This window comes from Frankia canadensis (assembly GCF_900197875.1).
In the GTDB taxonomy this organism is placed as follows: domain Bacteria; phylum Actinomycetota; class Actinomycetes; order Frankiales; family Frankiaceae; genus Frankia; species Frankia canadensis.
On sequence record NZ_FZMO01000377.1, the window covers coordinates 1 to 2,243 of the forward strand.

The window sequence follows — 2,243 nt, forward strand, 5'->3', positions numbered from 1 at the left end:
TCTTCACACCGGGCCGTCCTCGGTCGCGGCGGCGACCGCTCGGGCGGCCCGGTTCGCGGCGGCGCGGCGGCCCCCTGTGACGGGACGGCCAGCCCACCATCCCGCGACGCACCGGCCCGCGGGCCGCGCGGGGTCAGGCGGACGGGGGTGGGCCAGGGTCGTCGGTGCCGGTGAGGCTCTCCGGCAGCCAGATGTCGATCACCGCCATGTCGGCGAGGGACGGGTGGCAGTGCAGGCCGCCACCGAGGGCCGCGAGCCGACGGGCGTCGTCCGCGAGCGCGATCCGCAGCCGCGGCACGCTGCCCGCCGGGTCGCTGACCCGCACCGCGAGCCGGCCGGCGGTCCGGCTGAAGTGGACGAGCAGCGCGTCGTCGGCGGACGCCGGCAGCGCCGCGAGCGCCGCCGCCGCCGCGTGGTAGACACCGGACTCGATCTCCCAGCCGACCCGCCGCCCGAGATCGCCGGTGCAGCGGATCCGCCGGGGCAGGGCAGCGGCCAGTTCGCCCAGCGCGGCAGCGGTGCCCCGCGCGCGCAGTGTCGACGGATGCACTCCCCGCACCACGGCCCGAAAGGTGTCGAGGAGATCGTCGACGGCCGACCGTAGCGCGCCCAGCGCCGCCGGGGCGCGGGAAGGGTCGTCGTGCACGGCGGCGGCGAAGTCCCGGCGGCGCTCCGCCACCTCCGCCAGGTGGCGGTTGGCCCCGGTCAGCACCCACGTGGCCAGGCGGCGCCGCTCCGCCTCCAGGGCCGCGCCGAGATCCGCCTCGATGCGCCTCGCCCGCACCTGCAGGTCCTCGGCGTGCCGCGCCCGGACGCGAAGGGTCTCCTGCGCCGTGACCTCGTGCAGAAGCAGCGCCACGATGTCCGCGGTCTCGCGCAGCGCCGAGGTGGGAACAGCCGGCGGCGGCGCGCCCGGACGGTCGGTGACGACCAGCACGGCGATCTCCCGCTGGCCGTCGTGCACCGGCATCATCGCCCGTGCGCCCGGCCAGGCGGGCGGGTCGTCCCGGGCCAGCGGGCTCCGAGGTGCTGGCGGCGCCGTCGGTGGCGCCGGGCGATCGGGCTCGGGCAGCCACAGGTGTGCCTGCCCGGTGCCGGTCGCCAGAGTCAGGTTGCGCAGCAACGGCGCCACGCGCTGCCCGAACGTGGCCCACGCCGGCAGCGCCGCGATGTCCTGCGCCAACACCTGCCACGGTGGCCGGAAGGCGGCCGGACCCGGCGGCGCAAGCCGCGCCGCCGCCGTGGCCACCGACGCCTGCGGCTGGTGGCCGACCGATGCGATCCCGTGGTCAGCCACCGGTGCGGACGGCGTCCAGGTAGCGCAGGACCGCCAGCACACGGCGGTGATGCGCGGTGGAGTCCACGGGCAGGTCGAGTTTGGCGAAGATGCTCGCGCTGTACTTCTCGACCGACTTGGCGGACACGTACAGCGCCGCGGCGATGCCGTTGTTGGAGCGCCCCTCCGCCATCAGGCGCAGCACCTCCGACTCGCGCGGGCTGAGGGAGGCAAGCGGCCCGCCGGCGACGGCCGGCCGCTCGACGAGACGGCGTGCCAGCACCGACTCGATGACGATCTCGCCGGCCTCGATGCGGTCGAGGGTGTCGGTGAGCACCCGCACTCCGGCGATGCGTTCCTTGAGCCGATAGCCGATCCGTTCGGTGCCGATCTCCAGAAAGCGCAGGAGATAGAGCGTCTCGGCGTAGTGCGACAGCAGCAGCAGGCCGATCCCGGGATGACGGTCGCGCACCCGCGCCGCCGTGCTCAGCCCGCCTTCCGGCCCCGGCGGCATCCGGATGTCGAGGACGACGACGTCCACGGGTTCGACGGCGAGCAGATCGAGCAGGGCGTCACCGTCACCGACACAGCCGACGACCTGATGGCCCGCGGTCGACAGCAGCAGCACCAGGCCCTCACGGAACAGGGCGGCGTCGTCGGCGACCGCTACCCGCATGGGAGACGGCCCACCGGCCCGACGCACCATCCGTTCACGGCGCAATCGTTGCACGCCGAACCAGGCCGCGCCCGCTTTCCGCGCAGGCTCGGCCGGGCCGCTCAGGAGGCGGCGGAACGCGGATGAACCAGGCCGAATCGGCCCTGGGCGGTCACCGCGAGCAGGGTCGCCGGAACCGGCGAAGTCTCCCCGGAAATGCGTTTCTCCAGGTCGTCCGGCATTTCCTCGGCCGACCGCGCAAGAATGCCTCGATCATCATCCGGCCGACCGCCGGAATCATTCACGCCGTCG

Annotated in this window: 3 protein-coding genes; all 3 read right to left on the reverse strand. The window is 74.9% G+C overall.

Annotation, left to right across the window (positions count from 1 at the left end):
* Window positions 1-133: 133 nt before the first annotated feature.
* Window positions 134-1,297 (reverse strand): sensor histidine kinase, encoded by a 1,164-nt coding sequence (locus C1A33_RS24000; protein ID WP_101833600.1) that lies wholly within the window; start codon window positions 1,295-1,297, stop codon window positions 134-136.
* The gene (locus C1A33_RS24005; RefSeq protein ID WP_101833601.1) at window positions 1,290-1,952 is read right to left on the reverse strand and encodes a response regulator transcription factor; all 663 of its coding nucleotides are present in this window, start codon (window positions 1,950-1,952) and stop codon (window positions 1,290-1,292) included. Before C1A33_RS24005 ends, C1A33_RS24000 begins: the two co-directional genes overlap by 8 nt.
* Window positions 1,953-2,053: 101 nt before the next feature.
* On the reverse strand, window positions 2,054-2,243 hold a 190-nt coding region (locus C1A33_RS35225), incomplete at its 5' end, for a hypothetical protein (protein ID WP_165818564.1).

Bases quoted from the DNA above. Each gene is read 5' to 3' on its own strand.
- C1A33_RS24005 (WP_101833601.1), bottom strand. From the start codon at position 1,952: ATGCGGGTAGCGGTCGCCGACGACGCCGCCCTGTTCCGTGAGGGCCTG.